This window comes from Rhizobium sp. FG113 (assembly GCF_057809895.1).
On record NZ_JBMDKV010000014.1, the window covers coordinates 127258 to 153732 of the forward strand.

At 62.5% G+C, this 26475-nt stretch carries 26 protein-coding genes; 2 read left to right on the forward strand and 24 right to left on the reverse strand.

The genetic code is table 11. The features are described from left to right. The 7 genes from ACODTZ_RS25895 to ACODTZ_RS25925 form a co-directional block, all read right to left on the reverse strand. On the reverse strand, positions 1-885 hold the full coding sequence (locus ACODTZ_RS25895; protein ID WP_018901476.1) for a F0F1 ATP synthase subunit gamma: 885 nt from the start codon (positions 883-885) through the stop codon (positions 1-3). Between the two features lie 26 nt (positions 886-911). Continuing rightward, the gene (gene atpA, locus ACODTZ_RS25900; protein ID WP_018901475.1) at positions 912-2441 is read right to left on the reverse strand and encodes a F0F1 ATP synthase subunit alpha; all 1530 of its coding nucleotides are present in this window, start codon (positions 2439-2441) and stop codon (positions 912-914) included. After that, positions 2441-3007 carry a F0F1 ATP synthase subunit delta gene (locus tag ACODTZ_RS25905; protein ID WP_026283540.1) on the reverse strand — a complete coding sequence of 189 codons (567 nt, stop codon included), beginning with the start codon at positions 3005-3007 and terminating at the stop codon, positions 2441-2443. The genes atpA and ACODTZ_RS25905 overlap by 1 nt, the downstream gene beginning before the upstream one ends. Before the next feature lie 254 nt (positions 3008-3261). Then, the gene (locus tag ACODTZ_RS25910) at positions 3262-3651 is read right to left on the reverse strand and encodes an AGROH133_08824 family phage infection protein (RefSeq protein WP_111565144.1); all 390 of its coding nucleotides are present in this window, start codon (positions 3649-3651) and stop codon (positions 3262-3264) included. A gap of 80 nt (positions 3652-3731) precedes the next feature. Beyond that, positions 3732-5945 (reverse strand): primosomal protein N', encoded by a 2214-nt coding sequence (locus ACODTZ_RS25915; RefSeq protein ID WP_113011871.1) that lies wholly within the window; start codon positions 5943-5945, stop codon positions 3732-3734. Positions 5946-5999: 54 nt separating this feature from the next. Further along, positions 6000-7145: an AAA family ATPase gene (locus ACODTZ_RS25920; protein WP_489029190.1), complete on the reverse strand. Its 1146-nt coding sequence runs from the start codon at positions 7143-7145 to the stop codon at positions 6000-6002. 21 nt (positions 7146-7166) lie between these two features. Beyond that, complete coding sequence (locus ACODTZ_RS25925) at positions 7167-8114, reverse strand: GNAT family N-acetyltransferase (protein WP_112941421.1); 948 nt, start codon at positions 8112-8114, stop codon at positions 7167-7169. A 142-nt stretch (positions 8115-8256) separates the two neighbouring features. Here ACODTZ_RS25925 and ACODTZ_RS25930 point away from each other — a divergent pair, with 142 nt between their 5' ends. Further along, positions 8257-9192: a tyrosine recombinase XerC gene (locus tag ACODTZ_RS25930; RefSeq protein WP_489029192.1), complete on the forward strand. Its 936-nt coding sequence runs from the start codon at positions 8257-8259 to the stop codon at positions 9190-9192. A gap of 86 nt (positions 9193-9278) precedes the next feature. Further along, a complete protein-coding gene (locus ACODTZ_RS25935) occupies positions 9279-10367 on the forward strand; it encodes a TraB/GumN family protein (protein WP_489029194.1) in 1089 nt (362 codons plus the stop codon). Here ACODTZ_RS25935 and ACODTZ_RS25940 read toward each other — a convergent pair. From ACODTZ_RS25940 to ACODTZ_RS26020, 17 genes are all read right to left on the reverse strand, one after another. Beyond that, positions 10345-10872, reverse strand: a complete 528-nt coding sequence (locus ACODTZ_RS25940; protein WP_489029196.1) for a DUF2867 domain-containing protein — start codon at positions 10870-10872, stop codon at positions 10345-10347. The genes ACODTZ_RS25935 and ACODTZ_RS25940 overlap by 23 nt on opposite strands. Positions 10873-10986: 114 nt before the next feature. Further along, complete coding sequence (locus ACODTZ_RS25945; protein ID WP_489029198.1) at positions 10987-11277, reverse strand: type II toxin-antitoxin system RelE/ParE family toxin; 291 nt, start codon at positions 11275-11277, stop codon at positions 10987-10989. Next, the gene (locus tag ACODTZ_RS25950; RefSeq protein ID WP_181459260.1) at positions 11270-11530 is read right to left on the reverse strand and encodes a type II toxin-antitoxin system ParD family antitoxin; all 261 of its coding nucleotides are present in this window, start codon (positions 11528-11530) and stop codon (positions 11270-11272) included. The genes ACODTZ_RS25945 and ACODTZ_RS25950 overlap by 8 nt, the downstream gene beginning before the upstream one ends. A 121-nt stretch (positions 11531-11651) precedes the next feature. Further along, positions 11652-13058, reverse strand: coding sequence for a dihydrolipoyl dehydrogenase (lpdA, locus tag ACODTZ_RS25955; protein WP_489029200.1), 1407 nt, complete (start codon positions 13056-13058; stop codon positions 11652-11654). Positions 13059-13084: 26 nt separating this feature from the next. Continuing rightward, positions 13085-13723: a LysE family translocator gene (locus tag ACODTZ_RS25960; RefSeq protein WP_489029202.1), complete on the reverse strand. Its 639-nt coding sequence runs from the start codon at positions 13721-13723 to the stop codon at positions 13085-13087. A 31-nt stretch (positions 13724-13754) separates the two neighbouring features. After that, the gene (locus ACODTZ_RS25965; protein ID WP_489029204.1) at positions 13755-14507 is read right to left on the reverse strand and encodes an SDR family oxidoreductase; all 753 of its coding nucleotides are present in this window, start codon (positions 14505-14507) and stop codon (positions 13755-13757) included. Further along, the gene (locus tag ACODTZ_RS25970; RefSeq protein WP_489029254.1) at positions 14504-14947 is read right to left on the reverse strand and encodes a hypothetical protein; all 444 of its coding nucleotides are present in this window, start codon (positions 14945-14947) and stop codon (positions 14504-14506) included. The genes ACODTZ_RS25965 and ACODTZ_RS25970 overlap by 4 nt, the downstream gene beginning before the upstream one ends. Positions 14948-15112: 165 nt before the next feature. After that, on the reverse strand, positions 15113-16366 hold the full coding sequence (gene odhB, locus ACODTZ_RS25975) for a 2-oxoglutarate dehydrogenase complex dihydrolipoyllysine-residue succinyltransferase (RefSeq protein ID WP_111562562.1): 1254 nt from the start codon (positions 16364-16366) through the stop codon (positions 15113-15115). Between the two features lie 118 nt (positions 16367-16484). Continuing rightward, positions 16485-19469 carry a 2-oxoglutarate dehydrogenase E1 component gene (locus tag ACODTZ_RS25980; RefSeq protein WP_037182413.1) on the reverse strand — a complete coding sequence of 995 codons (2985 nt, stop codon included), beginning with the start codon at positions 19467-19469 and terminating at the stop codon, positions 16485-16487. A gap of 159 nt (positions 19470-19628) precedes the next feature. Then, complete coding sequence (gene sucD / locus ACODTZ_RS25985; protein WP_047508726.1) at positions 19629-20531, reverse strand: succinate--CoA ligase subunit alpha; 903 nt, start codon at positions 20529-20531, stop codon at positions 19629-19631. A 16-nt stretch (positions 20532-20547) separates the two neighbouring features. After that, a complete protein-coding gene (sucC, locus tag ACODTZ_RS25990) occupies positions 20548-21741 on the reverse strand; it encodes an ADP-forming succinate--CoA ligase subunit beta (protein ID WP_037181991.1) in 1194 nt (397 codons plus the stop codon). A 39-nt stretch (positions 21742-21780) separates the two neighbouring features. Further along, positions 21781-22743 carry a malate dehydrogenase gene (gene mdh, locus ACODTZ_RS25995; protein ID WP_018902317.1) on the reverse strand — a complete coding sequence of 321 codons (963 nt, stop codon included), beginning with the start codon at positions 22741-22743 and terminating at the stop codon, positions 21781-21783. A 180-nt stretch (positions 22744-22923) separates the two neighbouring features. Further along, positions 22924-24087, reverse strand: coding sequence for a cell division protein ZapE (zapE, locus tag ACODTZ_RS26000; protein WP_489029208.1), 1164 nt, complete (start codon positions 24085-24087; stop codon positions 22924-22926). A 48-nt stretch (positions 24088-24135) separates the two neighbouring features. Beyond that, positions 24136-24657, reverse strand: coding sequence for a protease inhibitor Inh/omp19 family protein (locus tag ACODTZ_RS26005; RefSeq protein WP_489029210.1), 522 nt, complete (start codon positions 24655-24657; stop codon positions 24136-24138). Between the two features lie 303 nt (positions 24658-24960). After that, positions 24961-25740 carry a succinate dehydrogenase iron-sulfur subunit gene (locus tag ACODTZ_RS26010; RefSeq protein ID WP_018902314.1) on the reverse strand — a complete coding sequence of 260 codons (780 nt, stop codon included), beginning with the start codon at positions 25738-25740 and terminating at the stop codon, positions 24961-24963. Further along, on the reverse strand, positions 25733-26191 hold the full coding sequence (locus tag ACODTZ_RS26015) for a type II toxin-antitoxin system VapC family toxin (protein WP_052214032.1): 459 nt from the start codon (positions 26189-26191) through the stop codon (positions 25733-25735). The genes ACODTZ_RS26010 and ACODTZ_RS26015 overlap by 8 nt, the downstream gene beginning before the upstream one ends. Further along, positions 26188-26427, reverse strand: coding sequence for a hypothetical protein (locus ACODTZ_RS26020; RefSeq protein WP_047508734.1), 240 nt, complete (start codon positions 26425-26427; stop codon positions 26188-26190). The genes ACODTZ_RS26015 and ACODTZ_RS26020 overlap by 4 nt, the downstream gene beginning before the upstream one ends. Positions 26428-26475 lie beyond the last annotated feature (48 nt).

Genomic DNA, 26475 nt, shown 5'->3' on the forward strand with positions numbered 1-26475 from the left:
TCAGAGCGCTTCCGCGCCCGAAATGATTTCAATGAGTTCCTTGGTGATCTGAGCCTGGCGCTGACGGTTGTAGGAAAGCGTCAGCTTGTTGATCATTTCACCAGCGTTACGCGTCGCATTGTCCATCGCGCTCATCTTGGCGCCCATTTCGCCGGCGACGTTCTCAAGGAGCGCGCGGAAAATCTGGACCGAGATGTTGCGTGGAATCAGATCCTCGAGGATCGATGCCGGATCTGGCTCGTATTCGTAGACCGCGCCCGCATGTGCCGCGTCCTCGGCAACCGCCTCGCCAGCCGAAGCCGGGATGAGCTGCTGTGCCGTCGGAACCTGCGAGATCACCGACTTGAACTCGGAATAGAAGAGCGTGCAGACGTCGAATTCACCGGCTTCGTACATCTCGATGATGCGCTTGCCGATGCTGTCGGCGTTTTCGAAGGCGACACGCTTGACGTCGCGGAGTTCCTTGCGCTCGACGATGAGCGGCAGGAATTCGCGGCGCAGGCTGTCGTAGCCCTTCTTGCCGACAGTGAAGATCTTTACCGTCTTGCCTTCTGCGGTCAGCTTGCGGGCATGATCGCGGGCAAAACGGGAAATCTGCGAGTTGAAACCGCCGCAGAGGCCGCGATCAGCCGTGCAGACAACGAGCAGGTGAACCTGATCCTTGCCTGTACCGGTCATGAGAGCCGGCGCACCATCGGCATCGGTGACGGCATTGGCGATGTTCGCCAAGACCGCACTCATCCGCTGCGAATAGGGCCGGGCGGCCTCGGCCGCCTCCTGCGCACGCCGAAGCTTCGCCGCGGCGACCATTTTCATCGCCTTGGTGATCTTCTGCGTCGCCTTGACGGAGGCGATCCGGTTTTTCAGATCCTTAAGTGAAGGCATCCGTGATCCGTCCTAACTGGGTCCGATTACGAGAAAGACTTCGCGAAGCTGTCGATGGCAGCGGTGAGCTTGCCCTTCGTATCGTCGCTGATGGCCTTTTCGCTACGGATCGTGTCGAGGATCGCCGAACCTTCGGAACGGAGGTACGACAGCAGGCCCTGCTCGAACTTGCCGACCTGATTGACCGCGACCTTGTCGAGGTAACCGTTGACGCCGGCGAAGATCACCGCGACCTGTTCTTCCGTCTTCAGCGGCGAGAACTGCGGCTGCTTCAGGAGTTCGGTCAGGCGGGCGCCGCGGTTCAGCAGGCGCTGCGTCGATGCGTCGAGGTCGGAGCCGAACTGGGCGAAGGCGGCCATTTCGCGATACTGGGCGAGTTCGCCCTTGATCGAGCCGGCAACCTGCTTCATGGCCTTGATCTGAGCGGCAGAACCAACGCGCGAAACCGACAGACCGACGTTAACGGCCGGACGAATGCCCTGGTAGAACAGGTCGGTTTCAAGGAAGATCTGGCCGTCGGTGATCGAGATCACGTTGGTCGGAATGAACGCCGAAACGTCGTTACCCTGGGTTTCGATGACAGGCAGAGCCGTCAGCGAGCCAGCGCCCATTTCGTCGGAGAGCTTTGCAGCGCGCTCGAGGAGACGCGAATGCAGGTAGAAAACGTCGCCCGGGTAAGCTTCGCGGCCCGGCGGGCGGCGCAGCAGAAGCGACATCTGGCGATAGGCGACAGCCTGCTTCGAAAGGTCGTCGTAACCGATCAGAGCGTGCTGGCCGTTGTCGCGGAAGTATTCGCCCATGGCGCAACCGGCGAACGGTGCCAGGTACTGCATCGGAGCGGCGTCCGAAGCGGTCGCGGCGACGACGATCGAGTACTTCATTGCGCCGCGTTCTTCGAGAACCTTGACGAACTGGGCAACGGTCGAACGCTTCTGGCCGATAGCGACGTAGACGCAGTACAGCTTTTCGCTGTCCGGGCCGTTGTCGTGGATGGCCTTCTGGTTCAGGATCGCGTCGAGAATGATCGCGGTCTTGCCGGTCTGGCGGTCGCCGATGACGAGTTCGCGCTGGCCACGGCCAACCGGGATGAGCGCGTCGATGGCCTTGAGGCCGGTCGACATCGGCTCATGAACCGACTTACGCGGAATGATGCCGGGAGCCTTGACGTCGACGCGCGCACGGCGGGTCGCGTTGATCGGGCCCTTGCCGTCGATCGGGTTGCCGAGAGCGTCGACAACGCGGCCGAGCAGTTCCGGACCAACCGGAACGTCAACGATGGCGCCCGTACGCTTGACGGTATCGCCTTCCTTGATGGCACGGTCGGAACCGAAAATAACGACACCAACGTTGTCGGCTTCAAGGTTCAGCGCCATGCCGCGGATGCCGCCCGGGAACTCGACCATCTCGCCGGCCTGGACGTTGTCCAGACCGTATACGCGAGCGATACCGTCACCGACGGAGAGCACCTGACCGACTTCCGAGACCTGCGCCTCTTTGCCGAAGTTTTTAATCTGATCTTTGAGAATTGCGGAAATTTCCGCGGCGCGGATATCCATCAGCCAACCTCTTTCAATGCAAGCTTAAGGGTAGAGAGTTTGGTACGAAGAGACGTATCAATCTGACGGGACCCGACCTTCACGATCAGACCACCAAGAATTGACGGATCAACCGTGACGTTGACCGCCACGTCTTTGCCGGTGACGCCCTTCAGCGCCGCCTTCAATTCAGTTTCCTGCGCTGCGTCGAGCGCATGGGCCGAGGTAACCTCGGCGGTAATTTCGCCACGCTGCTTGGCAGCGATGACACGGAAGGCCTTGATCATGCCCGGGAGAGCAAACAGGCGGCGATTGCGCGCCACGACCTTCAGGAAGTTTGCAACGAACCCGCTGATGCCAGCCTTTTCGCTGATCGCGATGATCGTCTTCAGCTGATCTTCAGCCGAGAAAACCGGGCTGGAGATGAAGCGCTTCAGATCGTCGCTCTCGTCCAACATCGCCTGAAAACGGTCGAGATCGGCGGTCACGTTCGCGACTGCACCCTCCTCGAGCGCCAGTTCGAACAGCGACGAGGCATATCGCTCTGCAACACCAGATGTAAGCTGGGACGTGTCTGCCACGGGCACAAATTTCCCTGATTTCAACCCAAGAATCCGGCCTCCGGCGGGCGCCTGATTTAAATTCTTGAATTCGTTATGATTTCCCCCAGAAATCGCAAGAGAAGCCTCTTGCTTCTTCCGAAATTCGGGGTCCGTCTAACATAGGATATCGGGACTCGCAACACGCGTAACGCCGTAATCCTATTTTAGCATCGATTTCTGCCGCAAAAATGCCGAAACCGTTCACGGTCCAGAGACCGCCACTCCAAAATCGGCGTGTTTCAGGCGGAAAAGAAACCGAAGACATAACCGAGCGGAAGCGCCGCCAAAATCACCTGCACAACCAGAAGTACATAATTCATGATAGTGCCTCCCCGGTCGGAAAGCAGCGAGATGATGCGGGCGAATGCGGCCATCGCAAAGGCTGCGCCGAGCGCCAGATAGGTGAAGTTCTGCGCCAGCATGATCGCCGCCAGCCCGGTGCCGAGATAGAAGCCGCCCATCGAGCGCAGCTCGGCATAACCGTCGCGGCGCCCCTCGCGCACCTGCATCCCGAAGAGACGCATCGCATAGCCCGGCGCGAACATGATGATGAAGCCCGCAAGCGCGGTAAATGCGGCGGCACCGAAGGCAAGCTGCTCGCCCAGCTCCGTCGGAAAGTAGAATTCCATGATGTGACCCCAAATCACTGTGATTTGCAGCCCTTATGCCATGATATCGGCAGGCCGCAAACGCCCGAGATCAGCGGGCTCTAAAGGAAGCTCTGCGGATCGATATCGAGCTGCACGTGAATGGAGCCGCGCTCTTTCGGCGATTGCGCCAGCATCGTGCGCAGGTAGGCCTGCATGTCGGAGTTCCGGCGACCATGCACGAGGAGCCGGAAGCGATGGCGTCCGCGCACCAGCGCCAGCGGCGCCTCGGCCGGCCCGAGCACGGAAATGCCCGTCACCTGGGGTGCTGCGTTGCGCATGCTGCGCGCATGGCCCTCCGCATCCTGCCTTGTTTCCGCCGAGACGATGATCGATGCCAGCCGCCCGAACGGCGGCAGGATCGCCCGCTCGCGCTCGGCGATCTCGCGCTCGTAGAAGGCACCCGCGTCGCCCGAGACAATCGCCTGCATCACGGGGTGCTGCGGCTGGTAGGTCTGCAGCAGGCCGTGGCTCTTCAGACCCGTACGCCCGGCGCGGCCCGTCACCTGCGACAACAGCTGGAAGGTCCGTTCGGCCGCGCGCGGATCGCCGTTCGCCAGGCCGAGATCCGCGTCGATGATGCCGACCAGCGTCATCAGGGGGAAGTTATGCCCCTTGGCCACCAGCTGCGTGCCGATGACGATATCCGCCTCGCCCTTGGCGATGGCGTCGAGCTCCAGCCTGAGCCGCTTCACCCCGCCCATGATGTCGGAGGAGAGCACGATGGTCCGCGCCTCGGGAAAATGCCGCTCCACCTCTTCCGCGATCCGCTCCACCCCCGGCCCGCAGGCAACGAGATGGTCGAACGTGCCGCATTCCGGGCAGGCCTCGGGCGTATGCTGGTGATAGCCGCACTGGTGGCACTGCAGCTGCCGCTTGAACCGGTGCTCGACCAGCCAGCTGGAGCATTGCGGGCACTGAAAGCGATGGCCGCAGACCCGGCAAAGCGTCAACGGCGCATAGCCGCGTCGGTTCAGGAACAACAGCGCCTGCTGCTTCTTCTCCACCGTCTTGCCGATCGCCCTCAAGAGCACCGGCGACAGGAACCCCCCGCGCTCCGGCGCATGTCGGCGCATATCGACCAGATGCAGATCCGGCAGCGCCGCGTCGCCGAAACGGGTCGGCAGATGGATGGTCGTATAGCGCCCGCTCTGGCCGTTGACCTGGCTCTCCACCGACGGCGTGGCCGAGACCAGCACGAGCGGGAAATCGCCGATCCGGGCGCGCACCACAGCCATGTCGCGGGCATTGTAATAGACGCGATCTTCCTGCTTGTAGGCGGGATCGTGCTCTTCATCGACGATGATCAGCCCGAGATCCTCGAACGGCAGGAACAGCGCCGAACGCGCCCCCGCCACGACCCGGACCTCCCCCGTCACCGCCTGCCGCCAGACCTTCTCGCGCGTCTTCGGCGCCAGATCGGAATGCCACTCGGCGGGCTTCGCCCCGAAGCGATCCTGGAAGCGCTCGAGGAAACTGGCCGTCAGTGCGATCTCCGGCAACAGGATCAGCACCTGCTTGCCGCGCTTCAGCGTCTCGGCGATCGCCTCGAAATAGACCTCGGTCTTGCCCGACCCCGTGACGCCATCGATCAGCGACACCGCGAACTGGCCGTTGCGGACCTCTTCGAGGATCTCGTCGGCCGCCTCCTTCTGCGGACCGGCGAGCCGCGACGGCGCGAAATCCGGATCCGGCTTCGCCACGATCGGCGGCGGCGGCAGGAAGATCGTCTCGAAGATCCCCTGCGCGATCAACCCGTCGACGACGCTGGTCGAAACCCCGGCCGCATGCGCCAGGCCGATACGCGTCCACGACAGCCCGTCGCCGGCGGCATCGAGCACGCGGGCACGCGCCGGCGTCATCCGCTCCGGCTCGCCGCCCACGAAGCGCAGCCCCTCGACCATCGGTTCCGGATCGAACGCGTTCGGCACGCGCAGCGCCATCCGCGCCACCAGCCCCGGCGGCGACAGCGTATAGCTCGCCACCCAGTCGACGAAATCGCGCATGTCCTTTGAGAGCGGCGGGCAATCGAACACCTTGGTGATCGGCCGAAGCTTCTTCGGATCGACGCCCTCGTCGCCCCCTTCCCAGACGGCGCCCATCACCTGGCGCGGCCCAAGCGGCACCTGCACCACGGAGCCGGGCTCCACCGCCATGCCCTCGGGCACCGAATAGGAATAGGGCCTGGGCGCCGGCATGGGTACGAGCACCGACACCGTGCGCACGGCGGGCGGCGGCTCGATCGGGCCAAAGAGGTCGGACGAATCTATGCTCATCGGGCGCGACCATGCCCGCAACGAGACCAAAATGAAACCCGCGACATCGCGCTATCAATCGTCATCGTCGTCCTCGCCGGCAATGGTGCCGGTAAGCCGCATGCCCTCGATCCAGGTGGCGCCGTTTTCGCGGATCACCTTGCGCGGCCGGACGCCGCAGCGCTCGCGCACGGCTTCCGCCAGCTGCGCCGAATGGGTGACGATCCACACCTGGCTGCTCTTCGATGCCGTCGCGATCATATCCGCCAGCGGCTCCAGCATGTCAGGATGCAGGCTCGCCTCCGGCTCGTTGAGCGCGATCAGCGGCGGCAGGCGATAAGACAGCAGCGCCGCCGCCAGCCCGAGGAAGCGGATCTGCCCGTCGGACAATTCACGCGGCTGGAACACCCGGTGTGGAAAATCGGGAAAGGCGAGCCCGAACGATGCCGTCTCCTCCGGCTCCGGCACCACGAGCCGCGCACCGCCGAAGGCCGAGGCAACGACGCGGTCGAGATCAACAGTATCCTGTCGCGTATGCCTGAGCGTCGCGAAGACAGCCGCCAGATTGGCGCCGTCCTCATCCAGCATCGGCCCGGTCACGGCAAGGCATGGCTGGCGCAGCGGCGAGGCGCGGTCGGTGCGGAAGCCATGAAAGAAGCGCCAATTGGCCACCACCCGACGAAAGGCGGCGATCTCGGGAAAGTGCCCGGCATCGCCAAGCAGCGCCATCGCCGTCTCCGATGTCAGCGCCTGATCCGGATAGTCCTGCATCCGCCCGGAGCCATCGCGCACCTGGATGGAAGGCCCCGCCCGCCTCATCATCGTGACCGGCCGGCCATGATCGACGATCAGCTCCTCGGCCTTGACCTGCGGCTCCAGCGGAAATCCGGCAGCCGCCTCCGGCGGACGCAGGCCGACCTCGACCCTGTAGCGAAACGTGACGGCGCGCTCCTCGTCCAGAAGCTCGACCTCGAGCCGCACCCGCGCCGGCCCTTCATTCTGCTTGCGCGTGCCGGACCAGAGCACCGAGAACATCCCGCCCTCGGCCGCAAGCTCGCGCACCAGCCGCCCGGTGACCGCCGCCTGCACCAGCTGCAGCGCGCGATAGAGATTGGATTTGCCGACGCCGTTCTCGCCGAGAAACAGCGAGGTCTCCGACAGATCCATGCGGATCGAGCGGAGCGACCGGTAATTCTGGGCGAACATGGAGCGGAGTTGCATGCCCCGCTTTACCCCATCCGCTCAGCGAAATGAATGGGCATCGGCCATCTCGGGCAGGCTCGGCTCGACGAGCGGCTGGAACCGCGCATCGCCATCGCGCTTCAGCGCCTCGACGGTGTGCGTCTCTAGCGCCCTTGTGACGTCGTTAATATCGCCATCAAGATGCTCGACCGGGATCATGTCGCCGATGATGAAATCGAAGCGGTCGCCGCGCTTGTTGAGGAGTTCATGGAACACCGTCATGTCGCGCAACTCCGTCGACCACTTGGCGAACCAGTAGAACAGTCCGGAATTGCGTGCCGTCATATGGACAGGCAGGATCGGCAGATTGTACTTGCGTGCCAGCCCGACGGCCGAGGTCTTCCACGGCCGTTCGTTGAGCCGGCCATTCGCCCAGTAGGCGATGCGCCCGGAGGGAAACAGCACCGTCGCCTTGCCCTCGCGCACCGCATGGTTCGTCAGCTGCAGCGTCTCGCGCGCTTTCAGCTTGCTCTTGTGCTCGTCGCGCCATTCCACCGGAATGATCATCTCGGCAAAGCGCGGATTGACGCGCACCGCATCACGGTTGGCGAATACCATCATGTCGGGCCGCCGCGTCTTCAGGAGATCGAACACCGCGACGCCGTCGGCAATCCCCGTCGGATGGTTGCTGACCAGAATGAAGCCGCCCTTATCGGGAATCCGCTCGGCATTGGTCACGCCGATATCGAGATTGAGCAGATCACTCATATACTCGAAGCACTGGAAACCAGGCATGTTGGCGATGTCGTTGGCGAAGGTCATCGCCTTGTTGTAGCGCAGCAGCGTATAGAGAAACGGCCGCATGACGGGCCACAGCGGGTGGCCGACGATGCGTTGTCCGCGTTCGGCGATCAGCGTGTCGACGATATGTCCGGGTCTGCCTTGGGAAACGAGCGCGATCGTTTCTGCGAATTGTCCGAATGCCGTCGTGGGTTGGCGCCGTGCCATGCAAGATCCTGCCTCGTTGGGAAACCAGTTATCGCGATTATTATGATCGAAGCATGACAGGCACTTGGCCGATGTTAGCGATTCCATAACCGTCCCTCAGGCAAAATTGGCGGTCTGGCTGGCAAATTCAAGAGGCGGAAACGTGAATGAACTCCTGATCATGGCCGATGCGCGGCTGATGGCGGAACGCGCCACCTGGCTGCAAAGCCTAGCCGGCGAACGACGCCTCTCGCAGCATACGCTCGACGCCTATGAGCGCGACACCCGCCAGTTCCTGACCTTCATGACCGGCCATCTCGCCGGCCCGACGACGCTCAAGGATATCGAGGCGCTGCGGCCCGCCGATTTCCGCGCCTTCCTCGCCGCCCGCCGCCGCGACGGCACAGGCGCCCGCTCGCTCGGCCGCAATCTCGCCGGCCTGCGCTCGCTGCTGCGCTATCTCGAAAAGAAGGGGCTGGTGAATGCCGCCGGCGCCGGCGCCATCCGCTCGCCGAAGCAGCCGAAATCGCTCCCCAAGCCGCTCTCCGACACCCAGGCCGTCACCGTCGTCAGCGATGACGCGCAACTGCACGACACGCCCTGGATCGCCGCCCGCGACGCCGCCGTCATGACCCTGCTCTACGGCTGCGGCCTGCGCATCTCCGAAGCGCTCGACCTCCTGCCCGGCGACATCACGCCTGGCGCCAGGACGCTGCGCATAACAGGCAAGGGCAACAAGACCCGCCTAGTGCCGCTGCTCTCTGTCGTCTTCGAGGCGATCGACAAATACCGAAAGCTCTGCCCCTATCATCTCACTGCTGATCAGCCGCTGTTTCGCGGTGCGCGCGGCGGCAAGCTGCAGCAGGCGATTATCCAGCGCACCATGCGCACGATGCGCAGCGCCTTCGGTCTGCCGGAGACTGCCACCCCGCACGCGCTACGCCACTCCTTCGCCACCCATCTTCTCGCCGGCGGCGGCGATCTCCGCACCATTCAGGAACTGCTCGGCCATGCCAGCCTGTCGACCACGCAGGTCTACACGGGTGTGGATGCCTCGCGCCTTCTCGACGTTTACGACCGCGCCCATCCCCGGGCGTAATCCTTTGTTAACCTGTTCCCTTAAAGGAATATGATGAGCCCCGCGCGTAAAGCTTGTGGCAAATCCTTTGTGACCGGAACACCATCATGACGATCTCCCTCGGCCACCGCAGCCTTTCCACCGCCTTGCCGGCTCGTGTCGGCAACATCGTGCTCTGGCTGATCGCTGCCGTCCACGTGCTGGCCGCAGCACTCCTGATCGCCACCCTCGTTTCCATCTCGCCGGCGTCAGCCGCGGACGACGCAAGCTGCACCGGCCGCAACATCCTCGACGACCTCAAGGTGAGCAACCCCGCGCGCTACGAGCAGGCGGTGAAGGAAGCCGACGCCGTGCCGAACGGCAAGGGCATCTTCTGGAAGATCGAAAAGCCGGGCATCAAGCCGTCCTGGCTCTTGGGCAGCATGCACGTCACCGATCCGCGCGTCCTCGACCTGCCGCCGCGCACCAAGGCCGCCCACGATGCAGCCGATACCATCGTGATCGAATCCGACGAGATTCTCGACGAGAAGAAGGCCTCGGCGGCGCTGTTGATGAAGCCCGACCTGATGATGTTCACCGACGGCACGACCATCGACAAGCTCTTGTCGCCCGAGGATTACACCCGCCTCGAGGCCGGCCTAAAGACGCGCGGCATTCCGCTCGCAGCCGTCTCGCGCATGCGCCCGTGGATGATCTCGAGCGTCGTAGCGCTGCCCGCCTGCGAAATGGCCCGCAAGGCCAAGGGCGTCCAGTTCCTCGACCAGAAGATCGCCACCGATGCGGCCGCTCAGGGCAAGCAGGTCAAGGGCCTCGAGACGCTCGCCGAGCAGCTGCAGGCCATGGCCGAACTCCCCACTGAATTCCACATGAAGTCGCTGATCGAAACCCTGGAACTCGGCTCGAAGATGAACGATGTCGTGGAAACCATGACCGATCTCTACCTCTCCGGCGACATCGGCATGACCATGCCGATGCTGAAGACGGTAACACCCGAGGGCGCCGACGACAGCAGCGACTACGCCGCCTTCGAACAGCGCATCATCCTCGACCGCAACAAAATCATGGCCGAACGCGCCGCCCCGATCCTGGCCACCGGCAACGTCTTCATGGCCGTCGGCGCCCTGCATCTGCCGGGCGAAGGCGGTGTGATCGAACTGCTGCGCAAGCAGGGCTTTACGGTGACGGCGGTGAATTGAGGGCGCTGAGGCGCCTGCCCATGTGGGCGATCATCGCCTTCACGATGACATTGTGGAACGGCGTGATCACGGCGATATAGATTCGTCCGATCAGGATCTTGCGATGGACCAAAGTCGTCGCATTCACCCGTTTCATCTCACCACCGACGGAATCCTCGACGTCGACGACGATACGAAAGTCGAGATGCTTGTCATCGAAACCGACGACGACCTGCCGCTCGGTCTTTGAGAGCACCGGAAATATCCCGACCTTCTCTATTGCTTCCGGCAGATCGTGCGCATCCGTCCGCAACCCGAAAAGCGGACCAACGATCAGGTTACGCAACCGCATCAAACTGCTGATCCAGAACGGCGCGTAGCCCAGCATCAGCCGTGCAGCCTCGATCGCATCGAATGACGCAGCCGGTACGGAGAGCTGATAGCAGTCGGCCCAGTCAGCCAGCGGTAACGCCGGATGCGGCAGGCGTGGCAGGATCTTCGAAGGTTTAGCAGGCATCAACGACATTGATCACGCGTCTCCGGCAATATCCTCCGGCAACACATAGCATATCCCGCGACACCGAACCGCCCTCTGCATCGCCCTGCGGCAATACGCGTCGATCCGCGCCTATCGACAGCTTTAGCCTAGCCACGTTCCTATTTCACGCGACCCGTGGACGATGGTGACGACCAGAATACCGTGGGGCCTCGGCTCATAGACGGCGACATAGCGCCCCTCGATCAGGATACGCGCCGTGGCGCTCAGCTCCGGTCTGCGAGGTCCCATCTCGACATGCCCGGCCGCCAGCGCGAACTTTTCCAAAAAACGGCGCAACAGGTTGTCGGCTGCCCGCTCATTGTCATACGCGATCGAACGCCAGATCTCCCGCAGATCGTCTTCCGCGCGAGGGCTGAGCGTGTACTTACCCACGTGATCGCTTTTCCGCCTTCAGCTCGGCAAGCAGAACATCGGCGTCGACTTCACGCCCTTCGCCGCTGGCAATCCCCTCGTCATATGCCCGTTTCAGGCGCGCGATTTCCAACTGCCGGATTTCCTCGCGCTGTTCCCAAAGCCGCAGGGCATCACGAACGATCTCGCTGTTGGACGCATAGCCGCCGCTATCGACTGCATCCTGCATTTTGGCAGCCTGATGCGGTGTGAGCGAAATGGTAAGGGTGCGCATGTTCGTGGCTTTCATGATGAAAGAATAACACACCCAACAAGGCCTAACAATTATTGTTAGCCGAACGAAAAAGGCCGCGGTCCTCTCGAACCGCGGCCTCTTCGCACCTTATGTCAAAGCCTTACATATGGATCGGCTTGAAGAACGCCGCCAGCGCCGCTTCCTTTACCGCTTCCGACATGGTCGGGTGGGCATGGCAGGTGCGGCCGAGGTCTTCGGCGGAGCCGCCGAATTCCATCAGCACGGCGATCTCGTGGATCATTTCGCCGGCGCCGAAGCCGACGATGTGGCCGCCGAGGACGCGGTCGGTGGTCTTGTCCGAGAGGATCTTCACGAAACCATCCGTTGCCAGCATGGCGCGCGCGCGGCCGTTGGCCGTGAACGGGAACTTGCCGACCTTGTAGGCGACGCCAGCCGCCTTCAGCTCTTCCTCGGTCTTGCCGACGGAGGCGACTTCGGGCTGCGTGTAGACGACGCTCGGGATGACGTCGTAGTTCACGTGGCCATGCTGGCCGGCGAGGATTTCGGCGAGTGCCACGCCCTCGTCTTCAGCCTTGTGCGCCAGCATCGGGCCCTTCACCACGTCGCCGATCGCATAGATACCGGCAACGTTGGTGCGGAAATGACCGTCGATCTCGACGCGGCCGCGATTGTCGAGCGCAACGCCTGCTTCTTCGAGATCAAGGCCAGCCGTGTAGGGAATGCGGCCGGTGGAGATCAGCACGACATCGGCTTCGACGGTGACAGCAGCGCCGCCGGCGACCGGCTCGAAGGTCACCTTCGCGCCCTTGCCGCCCTTTTCGACGCCCGTCACCTTGGAGCTCAGGTTGATGTCGACGCCCTGCTTGGCGAGCATACGCTGGAACTGCTTGGAGACATCGCCATCCATCGCGCCGAGGATCTTGTCGAGATATTCGATGACGGTGACCTTGGCGCCGAGGCGCGACCAGACCGAGCCGAGCTCGAGGCCGATGACGCCGCCGCCGACGACGATCATCGTCTCAGGCACCTTGTCGAGCGCGATCGCACCGGTGGAGGAAACGATCACCTTCTCGTCGATGTCGACCTTCACGCCGGGGATGCCGGCAACGTCGGAGCCGGTGGCGATGACGATGTTCTTGCCTTCGATCTCCTGGACCTTGCCGTCCTCGGCCGTAACCGAGACCTTACCGGCAGAGACGATCTTGCCGGTGCCGATGAAGCTGTCGATCTTGTTCTTCTTGAACAGGAAGGCGACGCCGTCGACGTTCGACTTCACCGTGGCGTCCTTGTGGGCCATCATCTTGTCGAGGTTCAGCTTGGGTGCTGCGACCTCGATGCCGAGCGCGTCCATGCCGTGGCCGGCCTGATGGAACATTTCCGACGCGTGCAGCAGCGCCTTGGAGGGGATGCAGCCGACATTCAGGCAGGTGCCGCCGAAGGTCGCGCGCTTTTCGACGACGGCGACCTTGAGGCCGAGCTGGGCCGCCTTGATGGCAGCGACATAGCCGCCGGGGCCGGTTCCGATAACGATCACATCATAGGACATTGTTGCTTTTCCTTTTCGTTATTTATTTAGTCCGCCGCGCGGGCGAGCGCGAGGCGGAAGCCGAAGCCGACCAGAGCGGCGCCGGTAATGCGGTTGAACCATTTGCCGCTGGCGATGAAACGATCGCGCACGGCCTTGACGGTGAAGAAGGTGGAGACGGCAGCAAACCAGGCGACCAGCGCGGTCGCCATGCCGATGCCGTAGCTGAACTGGATGAGGCCGGGCGTGTCGTGATGAACGAGCGTCGAAAACAGCGACAGGAAGAACAGCACCGGCTTCGGGTTCAGCGCGTTGGTGATGAAGCCCATGCCGAGGCAGCGCAGCGCCGAGATCGGCTTGCGATCCTCTTCGCTGACTTTGATGTCGGCCACGTTGAAGCCCGGCGCACGAAACGACTTGATGCCGAGATAGACGAGGTAGGCGACGCCGGCCCACTTGATCATCGCAAACAGCATCAGCGACTGCGACACGATCAGCCCGAGGCCGAGGATCGTGTAGCTGATGTGGAAGAGCAGCGAGAAGCCCATGCCGATGCCGGTCATGATGGCGGCGCGGCGACCGTGCACGATGCTCTGGCGCAGGATCACCGCGAAGTCGGCGCCCGGCACGACGATGAAGATCGAGAAGACGGCCATCAGGCCGAGAAATTCGAGAACATATTGCATGCTCATACCGCCCTTGAAATGATAAACCCGATCATCGGCCGCCGCTGACATTGAGGATCGCGCCGGTGACATAGGATGCGTCCCTGGATAGCAGATAAAGCACCGCGTCGGCGATCTCTTCCGCCGTGCCGGCGCGCTGCATCGGAATACTCGGCGCCATGTCGCGCGCTCTGTCAGGCAGGCCGCCGGAAGCGTGGATTTCGGTGTCGATGACCCCGGGGCGTACCGCGTTGACGCGCACACCCTCGGTCGCCACTTCGCGGGCAAGGCCGATGGTGAAAGTGTCGATCGCGGCCTTGGAGGCGGCGTAGTCGACATATTGCGAGGGTGAGCCGATGATCGCCGCCATCGAGGAGATATTGACGATCGCCCCGCCCTTGCCGCCATGCCTGGTCGACATGCGGCGCACGGCCTCGGCCGCGCAGAGAATGGAACCGGTAATGTTGATGCGCATCATCCGCTCGATGCGCGCCACCGACATCTCGTCGATACGAGCAGGCGCATCGACGATGCCGGCATTGTTGGCAAGCCCGTCCAGCCGGCCGAAGTGGCGGTCGATCGCTTCGAACATCTGCGTGATATCGGAGGCCTCGCCGACATCGCCCTTGATCGCGATTGCATCCCCGCCGCCGGCCTTGATCTTGGCCACGACCTCATCGGCCGCAGCCTTGTTGGCGGCATAGTTCACCGCCACACGCCAGCCCTTGGCGGCGGCCGATAGGCTGATCGCAGCGCCGATGCCGCGGCTGCCGCCGGTCACGAGAAGAACGGGTTGGTCACTCATGACGCACATTCCTTGAAGTCGAGTACATCCCAGGGCGCCACCGATGCCTTGCCCTTGCCCCAGATCGACGAGGCGCGAATGGCCGGGCCGATGCCGGGGAACAGGATCTTGTCGGCCGCCTGTCCGGCTTCGGGCTGCAGGTTGTCGAGCGCGCCCTTGGCGTCGATGCCGTAGACCATGCCCTGCCAGATCGTGCAGGCCTCGAGATCGGCCCCCGTCGCGTCGCCATCAGGGCATTTGAACATGACCATCGCGAGCGACCGCGCCGGATCTTCAGACGGCATGACATAGCCGTCGAGCGTAAGCGGCGTCTTCAGAACCTTGACCGTGAAGCGATTGCTGGCGGCGGCAGCAGCTGACGCGATCGGCGTGAAGCGCAGCTCGTAGGCGCCGTCGCGATCGGCATAAACGGCATTGGCCTGCTTGCACTCCGCCGCCATCAGCGGCTGGCCGCAAAGAGTGGCGGCGAGCAGGAGCGCAACCGCACGCGCCACGGAGCGGCCGGAAGCGGACGTAGCATTCGATGAGCGGAAGGCGGGTTTCAGCGACATCAGGTGTTCCGGTGCTGAGGCGAAAAGGGCCGCTCGCGCGGCCCTGTCGGTCTCTTAGAGATCGAGAACGAGGCGTTCCGGATCTTCCAGGCTTTCCTTGACGCGCACGAGGAAGGTAACCGCTTCCTTGCCGTCGACGATGCGGTGGTCATAGGAGAGCGCGAGATACATCATCGGACGGATGACGATCTGGCCGCCGACGACGACGGGACGATCCTGGATCTTGTGCATGCCGAGAATGCCCGACTGCGGCGCGTTCAGGATCGGCGAGGACATCAGCGAACCGTAGACGCCACCATTGGTGATGGTGAAGGTGCCGCCCTGCATGTCAGCCATAGACAGCGAACCGTCACGAGCCGACTTGGCAAGACGGCCGAGGTCCTTTTCGATCTCGGCGATCGACATCTGGTCGGCATCGCGGATGATCGGAACGACCAGGCCCTTGTCGGTGCCGACGGCCATGCCGACGTGGCAGTAGTTCTTGTAGATGATGTCGGTGCCGTCGATTTCGGCGTTGACAGCGGGCAGTTCCTTCAGCGCGTGCGTGACGGCCTTGGTGAAGAAGCCCATGAAGCCGAGCTTCACGCCGTGCTTCTTTTCAAACACGTCCTTGTACTTGGCGCGCAGTGCCATCACGGCGCTCATGTCCACCTCGTTATAGGTGGTGAGCATGGCGGCGGTGTTCTGGGCGTCCTTCAGGCGCTTGGCGATCGTCTGGCGCAGGCGCGTCATCTTCACGCGCTCTTCGCGGCCGGCATCCTCGACCGTCGACGGGCCGCGTGCGGCGGCAGGGGCTGCCGGAGCAGCAGCGGCAGGAGCCGCGATGCCCTTGGCGACGGCGGCGATCACGTCGCCCTTCAGAACCTGACCACGCTTGCCGGAGCCATCGACCTGATCGGCCGAGAGGTTGTTTTCAGCGAGCATCTTCGAAGCAGCCGGTGCCGGCGGCATCGAGGAAGCGGCAGCCGATGCGGAAGCGGCAGCGGCAACCGGTGCGGCAGCGGCAGGAGCCGGCTCGGCGGCCTTGGCGGGAGCGGCAGCGGCGGCCGGAGCAGCGGCGGCGGCACCGGCGCTTGCGGCGATCTGGCCGAGCAGCGCGTCGAGACCGACGGTTTCGCCGGCCTGCGCGACGATTTCGGAGAGTACGCCGGCAGCCGGTGCCGGAACTTCGATGGTCACCTTGTCGGTTTCAAGCTCCACCAGCGGCTCGTCGGCCTTGATGACATCGCCGACCTTCTTGAACCAGGTGCCGACGGTTGCCTCGCTGACGGATTCACCGAGAGTTGGAACGCGGATTTCTGTGGCCATTGTTCAAATCCTGAATTTTGATCTTTGTGATGTTTGACGGCGTTCCGGCGCGAGCGGCCGGGATCTGAATTAATGCGGAGAGGAAACGCGGCGCGCTCCCTCCCCGATCTCATTCTCGTTAGCCGCCGAGCGCGTCCTCGAGGAACGCGGCGAGCTGTGCCAGATGCTTGGACATCAGGCCGGTTGCGGGCGATGCCGCGGCCGGACGTCCGGTGTAGCGAACGCGCTGGTACTTCGCATCGATATGGGCAAGCACCCATTCCAGATACGGGTCGATGAACGACCATGCACCCATGTTCTTCGGCTCTTCCTGGCACCAGACCATTTCTGCGTTGCGGAAGCGGGAGAGCTCGTTGATGAGCGCCTTGGCCGGGAACGGATAAAGCTGTTCGACGCGCAGCAGGTAGACATCGTCGATCCCGCGCTTTTCGCGCTCTTCCAGAAGGTCGTAATAGACCTTGCCGGTGCAGAGCACGACGCGGCGGATCTTGGCGTCCTTCTGCAGCTTGATCGGGCCGTCCTTGATCACCTCGGCATCGTCCCACAGGAGACGGTGGAACGAGGTCTCGCCGGCCATTTCGGCCAGGCCCGACACGGCGCGCTTGTGGCGCAGCAGCGACTTCGGCGTCATCAGGATCAGCGGCTTGCGGAAGTCGCGCTTCACCTGGCGGCGCAGGATGTGGAAGTAGTTCGCCGGCGTCGTGACGTTGGCGACCTGCATGTTGTCTTCCGCACAAAGCTGCAGGAAGCGCTCGAGGCGGGCCGACGAGTGCTCCGGACCCTGACCTTCATAGCCATGCGGCAGCAGGCAGACGAGGCCGGACATGCGCAGCCACTTGCGTTCGCCAGACGAGATGAACTGGTCGAACACGACCTGCGCACCGTTGGCGAAGTCGCCGAACTGGGCTTCCCAGAGCGTCAGCGCGTTCGGACGGGCCAGCGAGTAGCCGTATTCGAAGCCGAGAACGGCTTCTTCCGACAGCATCGAGTTGATGACTTCGTAGCGCGCCTGGGTCGCCGACAGGTTGGCGAGCGGGATATAGCGCTCTTCCGTTTCCTGATCGTAGAGAACCGAGTGACGCTGCGAGAAGGTGCCGCGTTCGCAATCCTGACCCGAGAGACGGATCTTGTGACCTTCGGTGACGAGACCGCCGAACGCCAGCGCTTCCGCCGTTGCCCAGTCGATGCCCTCGCCGGTCGAGATCATGTTGGCGCGGTTTTCCATGAAGCGCTGGATCGTGCGGTGCGCATGGAAGCCTTCCGGGATCTCGGACAGCTTGCGGCCGATTTCCTTCAGCTGCTTCATCGGCACGGCGGTCTTGCCGCGGCGCTGCTCATCGGCATTATCTGCCGTGCGCAGGCCCGACCACTCGCCGTCAAGCCAGTCGGCCTTGTTCGGCTTGTAGTGCTGGCCGGCCTCGAACTCCTGCTCGAGATGCGCGCGCCAGTCGGCCTTCATCTTCTCGACTTCGCCCTCGGTCAGCACGCCCTCGGAAACGAGACGCTCGCTGTAGAGCTGCAAAACGCTCTTGTGGGCGCGGATGACCTTGTACATCTTCGGCTGCGTGAAGGACGGCTCGTCGCCTTCGTTGTGGCCGTAGCGGCGGTAGCAGAACATGTCGAGCACGACAGGCTTGTGGAACTTCATGCGAAATTCCATGGCAACCTTGGCGCCGTAGACCACGGCTTCCGGATCGTCACCGTTGACGTGCAGGATCGGCGCTTCGATCATCTTTGCGACGTCGGACGGATAGGGCGACGAACGCGAGAAGGCCGGGTTCGTGGTGAAGCCGATCTGGTTGTTGATGATGACGTGCATCGTGCCGGCAACGCGGTGGCCGCGCAGACCGGACAGGCCGAGAATTTCGGCAATCACGCCCTGGCCAGCAAAAGCGGCATCGCCGTGGATAAGGAGCGGCAGAACCTTGGCGCGCTCCGACAGCGGAATGATGTCGCCGTCCCAGACGGTGGCGCTCATGTCCTGCTTGGCGCGGGCCTTGCCCATGACGACGGGGTCGACGATTTCAAGGTGCGACGGGTTGGCCGTCAGCGACACGTGAACCTTGTTGCCGTCGAACTCGCGGTCCGAGGAAGCGCCGAGGTGGTACTTCACGTCGCCGGAACCTTCGACTTCGTCAGGCGCGTAGGAGCCGCCCTTGAACTCGTGGAAGATGGCGCGGTGCGGCTTGCCCATCACCTGGGAGAGCACGTTCAGGCGGCCGCGGTGGGCCATGCCGAACACGGCTTCCTTGAGGCCGAGATGGCCGCCGCGCTTCAGGATCTGCTCAAGCGCCGGGATCAGCGATTCACCGCCGTCGAGGCCGAAGCGCTTGGTGCCCTTGAACTTGACGTCGAGGAACTGCTCGTAGCCTTCGGCTTCGATGATCTTCGACAGGATCGCCTTCTTGCCTTCGTTGGTAAAGGCAACACCCTTGTCCGGACCTTCGATCCGTTCCTGGATCCAGGCCTTTTCCTCGGGATTCGAAATGTGCATGAACTCGACGCCGATCGTCGAGCAATAGGTGCGCTCGAGGATCTCGATCATCTCGCGAACGGTGGCGTATTCCAGGCCGAGCACGTTATCGATGAAGATCTTGCGGTCGTAGTCGGCTTCGGAGAAACCGTAGTTTTCCGGCGACAGCTCCTTGTAGTCTTCAACGGGTGCCGCGATGCCGAGCGGGTCGAGCTTGGCGTGCAGGTGGCCGCGCATCCGGTAGGCGCGGATCATCATGATGGCGCGTACGCTGTCGCGCGTCGCCTGCAGGATGTCGGCGCCTTCGGTCGGCTTGCCGGCTGCTTCAGCCTTGGCCTTCACCTTGGTCTCGACGACCTTCTCGATCACGCCCCAGTCGCCGTCGAGCGCCGAGACGAGGTCGCCGCTGGCCTGCATCGGCCAGTTCTTCTTGCGCCAGGATGCGCCCTTGGCGGCCCGCTTCACATCATCAGGATTGTCTTCCAGCGCCTTGAAGAAGGCGCGCCATTCTTCGTTGACCGATGCCGGGTCGTCCTCGTAGCGCGCATAGAGCTGCTCGATGTAAGCAGCGTTGGCGCCATCCAGGAACGAGGTGATCTGAAACTGCTCGTTGGCTTCTTGCCGTGCCATGGTGTTACGCGGACGCTTCCGCCCGCCTCCCGACTTTGTGATTTTGCCGATCCCATCGACCGGCTGCCGCATCTTCATGTTCAGCCGCCTGTCCGCGGCTCAGTCTTGGTTCGAACCGGGCAGCACGCGAAGCGCATCCTGCCCGGTGTATAGATTGGCTTAGCCCTTGAGGACTTCAACCAGCGTCGTGCCGAGGCGTGCCGGCGAAGGCGAAACCTTGATGCCGGCTGCTTCCATGGCAGCGATCTTGGATTCCGCATCGCCCTTGCCGCCGGAAACGACAGCGCCGGCGTGGCCCATGGTGCGGCCCTTCGGAGCGGTACGGCCCGCGATGAAGCCGGCCATCGGCTTCTTCCGGCCCTTCTTGGCTTCGTCGATCAGGAACTGTGCCGCGTCTTCTTCAGCCGAACCGCCGATTTCGCCGATCATGATGATCGAGGTCGTGGCTTCGTCGGCCAGGAACATCTCGAGCACGTCGATGAACTCGGTGCCCTTGACCGGATCGCCGCCGATGCCGACAGCCGTCGTCTGGCCGAGGCCTTCGTTCGACGTCTGGAAAACGGCTTCGTAAGTCAGCGTGCCGGAGCGCGAAACGATACCGACCGAACCCTTGCGGAAGATCGAGCCCGGCATGATGCCGATCTTGCATTCTTCCGGCGTCAGGATACCCGGGCAGTTGGGGCCGAGCAGTCGCGACTTGGAGCGGTCGAGGCGAGCCTTGACGCGAACCATGTCCATGACAGGGATACCCTCGGTGATGCAGGTGATGAACGGGATCTCGGCGTCAACAGCCTCGATGATCGCGTCAGCGGCACCAGCCGGCGGAACGTAGATGACCGAAGCGTCGGCACCGGTGCGTTCCTTGGCTTCGGCGACCGAAGCGAAGATCGGCAGGCTTTCACCCTTCGAGCCGGTCCAGGTTTCGCCACCCTTCTTCGGGTGGATACCGCCGACCATCTGCGTGCCGTAATAGGCGAGCGCCTGTTCGGTGTGGAAAGTACCGGTCTTGCCGGTCAGGCCCTGAACGAGAACCTTGGTATTCTTGTTTACGAGAATAGACATCTATCAGGTCCTCAAATTAGGCGTTGATCGCCGCGACGATCTTCTTGGCGGCATCGTCGAGATCGTCAGCTGCCGTGATCGCGAGACCGGATTCGTTGAGGATCTTCTTGCCGAGCTCGACATTGGTGCCTTCGAGGCGAACGACGAGCGGAACCTTGAGACCGACTTCCTGAACCGCTGCGACAACGCCTTCGGCGATGACGTCGCACTTCATGATGCCGCCGAAGATGTTGACGAGGATGCCCTCGACCTTCGGGTCGGCCGTGATGATCTTGAAGGCAGCCGCGACCTTCTCCTTGCCGGCGCCGCCGCCGACGTCGCAGAAGTTAGCCGGCTCCTTGCCGTACAGCTTGATGATGTCCATCGTCGCCATGGCGAGACCGGCGCCGTTGACCATGCAGCCGATATTGCCGTCGAGAGCAACGTAGGCGAGGTCCCACTTGGAGGCTTCGATTTCCTTGGCGTCTTCTTCGGTCTCGTCGCGCAGCGCCTTGACGTCGTCATGGCGGAACAGCGCGTTGCCGTCGAAGGACATCTTGGCGTCAAGGACGCGCAGGTGGCCGTCCTTCATGACGATCAGCGGGTTGACTTCGAGGAGCGCCATGTCCTTTTCGCCGAACGCCTTGTAGAGCGCCGGGAACAGCGACTTGGCGTCTTCGGCGGCAGCACCGGAAAGTTCCAGGGCCTTGACGATCTTGGCGACGTCGTCAGCCGTTACACCGGCTTCCGGGTTGATGGCGATCGTGTGGATTTTCTCGGGCGTGTCGTGGGCGACAGCTTCGATGTCCATGCCGCCTTCGGTCGAAACCACGAAGGCAACCTGACCGACCGAACGGTCGACCAGCAGCGAGCAATAGAGTTCGCGATCGATGTCGGCGCCGTCTTCGATGTAGAGACGGTTGACCTGCTTGCCGGCTTCGCCCGTCTGCGCCGTTACCAGCGTGTTGCCGAGCATTTCCTTGGCGTGAGCGACGACTTCGTCGATCGACTTGGCAAGGCGAACGCCGCCCTTGGCGTCGGGGCCGAGTTCCTTGAACTTGCCCTTGCCGCGACCACCAGCATGGATCTGGCTCTTGACCACGTAGAGCGGGCCCGGCAGCGACTTGGCGGCGGCTTCGGCTTCCTCGACCTTGAGGATCGGCACGCCCTTGGCGACCGGCGCACCATAGCCCTTGAGCAGAGCCTTGGCCTGATATTCATGAATGTTCATGGATCTGTTCCTGTTTGGATTGCGTCAGCGGTCGGCGGCTTATTTCAGCGACGGCGCGATGTTGATGCAGGCTTCGCACAGGCCGGCGACAGCGGCGACGGACTTGTCGAAGGCTTCCTTTTCGGCCTTGTTCAGGTCGATCTCGATGATGCGCTCGACGCCACCGGCACCGATGATGGTGGGAACGCCGACATACATGTCCTTGACGCCGTACTGGCCGGAGAGCTGCGCTGCGCAAGGCAGGACGCGCTTCTTGTCCTTGAGGTAGGATTCAGCCATTTCGATCGCCGAAGCGGCCGGTGCGTAGTAGGCCGAGCCGGTCTTCAAGAGACCAACGATTTCGGCGCCGCCATCACGGGTGCGCTGGATGATTTCTTCGAGGCGCTCCTTGGTGACCCAACCCATGGTGACGAGGTCGGTGAGCGGAATGCCGCCAACGGTGGAGTAACGTGCGAGCGGCACCATCGTGTCGCCGTGGCCGCCGAGAACGAAAGCGGTGACGTCCTGTACGGAAACGTTGAATTCCTTGGAGAGGAAGAGGCGGAAGCGCGAGCTATCCAGAACGCCGGCCATGCCGACGACCTTGTTGGCCGGAAGGCCGGAGAACTTCTGCAGCGCCCAGACCATGGCGTCGAGCGGGTTGGTGATGCAGATCACGAAGGCGTTCGGGGCATACTTCTTGATGCCGGCGCCGACCTGTTCCATGACCTTGAGGTTGATGCCGAGCAGGTCGTCGCGGCTCATGCCCGGCTTGCGGGCGACGCCGGCGGTGACGATGCAGACGTCTGCGCCTTCGATTGCGGAGTAGTCGCTTGCGCCAGTCAGATTGGCATCGAAGCCTTCAACCGGCGAGGACTGCGCGATGTCGAGGCCCTTACCCTGCGGGATGCCGTCGGCGATATCGAAGAGAACGATGTCACCCAGCTCCTTGAGGCCGGCGAGATGCGCCAGCGTGCCACCAATCATGCCAGAACCAATGAGAGCGATTTTGTTACGCGCCATTTCGGTGTTTCCTTTGCGACCAAAATTCGTCGGGCGACGCACTGAGGGGCTGCGCCCAATTGCCGCAATCGCATAGACCCTAAGGCCAAAAATGGCAACTGATTATTTTGAGACCAGCAATTTCAATCGTTTAGAAGACAAATTACTTACGTAAACGTAAGAGTTTTTGTCATGAAACTGCTATTCGGCGGCTCGTTTCTCGTGGTGCAGAGCCAGATATTCCGAACTCCGCATCTCGAAAAGGCGCGATGCCGTCCGGTCGAACTCGAAACCTTCGGTACCACGCGCTTGTGTCAACAAGTTCTCAGGCATGGCCGCCGCCGAGATATAGAGCCTTACCGCATGGTCGTAGAGCGTATCGACCAAAATGATGAAGCGCTTCGTCTGGTTCCGCTTCTCGGGTCCGAGCATGGGAACGTGATCGACAAATATGGCATCAAAGCGTTCGGAGATGACAAGGAAGTCGGCTGCACCGAGCGGCTTGTCGCAGAGATCCGAGAAGGTGAACCGCGCCAGCCGGTCGACGGCGAGCGGCACATGGATCGAGCGCCCCTTCATCGGCAGCTCGATCGGCTGCGCCTTGCGCCCATGCAGCGCCTGGTTCCAGGCGGCGTCCATGGCCATGTCGGCATGACGGTCGAGGGGCGTGATGTAGACGGGCAGACTGTCGATCTTCTCCATCCGGTAGTCCGTCGGAGAATCCAGCGTCACGGTCTCGACGTGCTTGTTGAGGAGATCGATGAACGGCAGGAAGAGACCACGGTTGAGGCCGTCACGATAGAGATTGACGGGCTCGACGTTGGAGGTGGCGACCAGCACGCAGCCGCGACCGAACAGGTCGGAAAACAGCCGCGACAGGATCATCGCATCGGCGATATCGGTCACCGTGAATTCATCGAAGCACAGAAGCTCGGCTTCGTCATAGAGTGCGGCACCCACGACCGGGATCGGATCGGCCTGCTTGGTCTCGCCGTTCTTCAGCCGCAGCCGGTGGGCGGCGATGCGGTTGTGCACGTCGGCCATGAACTCGTGAAAATGCGCCCGCCTCTTCCTGGCGCAGGGCGCCATGTCGAAGAACATGTCCATCAGCATCGTCTTGCCGCGGCCGACGCTGCCGTGAATGTAGAGACCCTTGACCGGCTCTGTCGATTTCTTCTTGGCCGCGAACAGCCACCCGAGCGCGCTCGATTTCGCCGCCGGACGCTTCTGCTTGAGTTCCGACAGCACCCGATCCAGGCACTTCGCCACATGTATCTGGGCGGAGTCGAGTTGAAGCGAGCCTGAGGCCGTCAGCGACTTCAATTGTTCGCTGACGCTCAAGCTGTAGTCTGGCATCGGTTGCATTGAGATAATCCGCCTGGAAAAGATCGGCGGAGCGAGCCGCCGGCTCGCTTATCGGCTGAGCGCGATCGGCTGGCCGCTGCTGGTCTGGCCGCTGAAGGCGTTGTCGGCGGTCTTGTAGACGCTGCCGATCTGGCTGCCGTTGCGATCCTTGAACAGGACCTGCTTGCCCGACACTTCCCAAGAGCCCATCGCCGTCAGCTCGCCGACGCAGCCGCGCGTACCGCCGCGCGAACCGCTGCCGAGGTTGGTGAGCGTCAGGAACATGTCGCAGGAGCCGTTGACCCGCCAGCTGCCGACCAGGGATTCCTTGGTAACGTCGAGACCGCCGCCATTGGCCGCCATTGCGCCGCCGCCCTGCACGCCGCCCATCGGCGCCGTCGTGGCCGGAGCGGCCGGGAACTGCGAGGAACCACCGAGAGGAGGCAGCTGACCGCCCTGCACCGAAGGCACCGGCTGTGCCGTCAAAGGCGCCGGCGCTGCGCTGTAGCTCGCGTCGTTATAGGCCGTACGCTGGCAACCGGCGAGTGACAGAACAACCGCCATACCTGTCATCGCATATCGCAACTGCATCTGAATGCTCCCGAATGTCCGCTTTTGTCGCATGAAAATAGTAATTAGCTTATTTTCGAATGAACGTGTTTCACTTTGGTTAATCAAGCCGTAATGGCCGTGAATTGCCTGACGGAGCTAGGCCTGTGACAGCGCAATTCAACCTTTACGGCTGAGAACTTCCTGAAGATAGAATTTGTCAGCAAGGTGATGACCAGTCATTTCTTCTGGAAATGCTGTCGCCTGTTTCACGATTGAACGATGATCATCTCGCACCGGCAGGCATCGGCGGCCCGACAAGGGCCGCCGGATGGATGGCTCGCGTCAGACGCGGCGCTCGACCATCATCTTCTTGATTTCAGCGATCGCCTTGGCCGGGTTCAGACCCTTCGGGCAGGTCTGCGCGCAGTTCATGATCGTGTGGCAGCGATAGAGGCGGAACGGATCCTCGAGGTTGTCGAGGCGCTCACCCTTGGCTTCGTCGCGGCTGTCGATCAGCCAGCGATAGGCCTGCAGCAGCACGGCCGGACCGAGATAGCGATCGCCGTTCCACCAGTAGCTCGGACAGGAGGTCGAGCAGCAGGCGCACAGGATGCACTCGTAGAGGCCGTCGAGCTTCTGGCGGTCTTCGTGGCTCTGCTTCCACTCTGTCGCCGGCGCCGGCGACACCGTCTTCAGCCAGGGCTCGATCGAGCGGTGCTGGGCGTAGAAGTTGGTGAGATCAGGCACGAGGTCCTTGACGACGGGCATATGCGGCAGCGGGTAGATCTTCACCGAGCCCTTGATGTCGTCGAGACCCTTGGTGCAGGCCAGCGTATTCGTGCCGTCGATATTCATCGCGCAGGAACCGCAGATGCCCTCGCGACAGGAACGGCGCAGCGTCAGCGTCGGGTCGATCTTGTTCTTGATGTAGAGCAGACCGTCGAGCACCATCGGGCCGCAATCGTCGACATCGATGTAGAACGTATCAATCGACGGGTTCTGGCCATCATCGGGGCTCCAGCGATAGACGCGGAATTCGCGTGTATTGGTGGCACCGGCCGGCTTCGGCCACACCTTGCCTTCGCGTATCTGGGAATTCTTGGGAAGTGCGAGTTCAACCATGTTTGTTTTCCTGCTCAGAGACGAACAGCGCCTGCGCCGTTTCGAGGGTCCGTATCCGGCCACCCTCGCCGGCTGCATTTGCCTTGGTTAGAAATTTCTTGTCGGCAGTCACCATGAAGCTGCCGTCAGTCGAATGCGTTGCCGCCAGATACATGCAGTCGTAGACGGAGTGGTCGAGCTTGCGCGACAGCTCGAACCCCAATTTCACCAGCGCCTGAGACGGCAAGACGACATCGATGCTCTCGTCCAGCGTCGTCAATCCGTCCATCGCCTGCTGCGGCGTGATTTGACCGAGCCGAACTTTACGCTGCAGGACATTGGCGACTTCCGAAAAGATCAGATCCGGAGCAACTCTCTGGATCGAACCGCCAAGTAGAAAATCGGCGTTGATATGGTCAGGCTCCGGCACGAACCATGCGATGGCAGCCGATGCATCGACAACGTAGATCAACGATCCCGGTCCTCTCGCAACATCTCCACAGCGGCAGTCTGCTTGACGCCCTTCGGCGTCATGGCGCGAATTCTGGCGGCGATCGCCGGAAGATCTTCGCGTCGGGGACGAGCCGGCACCGCTGCCTGCAGCAGCGCCTCCACCTCTTCCTCGACGGAACGGTTGTTCAACCGCGCCCGATCGGAAATACGCGTCAGCAGCGCTTCGTCAGCGATTTTGATCTGCATTTCACCCATGGCAGTGCCTCCGGCAACGATCCTTCGCTTATTCTCTCACATTCCCCA